Here is a 425-nt window from a genome sequence, read left to right on the forward strand (position 1 = left end):
GTGGACGCCATCGACGAGAAGATCATTGCCGAGCTGACCCGCAACGCCCGCATCTCGCACTCCGAGCTGGCCGGCAAGGTGCTGCTGTCCCGCAACGCGGTGCGCCAGCGCATCGAACGGCTGGAGCGCGAGGGCCACATCGCCGGCTACACCATCGTCCGCGCGGGCGACGACACCGGCGATGTCGTCTCGGCGCTGGTCCTCGTCCACCGCCAGGACCGCATGCGCGGCGGCGACGTCCTGGCCGCGCTCAAACGCATCCCCGAGGTCGTCATCTGCGAGATCCTCAGCGGCGACTTCGACATCATGGTGCGCCTGGAGGCGGCCTCACTGGAACGCATACGGGGCATCTGGGAGGACATCGCCCAGATGCCCGGCGTACGGGACACGGTCACCGCGCTCACCCTGTCCAGCGTCGTCAACCG

The 425-nt window shown here is 68.9% G+C and carries 1 protein-coding gene; it reads left to right on the plus strand.

Features of this window, described 5'->3' with window-relative positions; translation table 11 throughout:
- On the plus strand, positions 1–425 hold a 425-nt coding region (locus tag OP79_RS49190), incomplete at both ends, for an Lrp/AsnC family transcriptional regulator (protein ID WP_245685768.1).

It is taken from the genome of Streptomyces yerevanensis (assembly GCF_000716805.1).
Lineage (GTDB): Bacteria > Actinomycetota > Actinomycetes > Streptomycetales > Streptomycetaceae > Streptomyces > Streptomyces flaveus.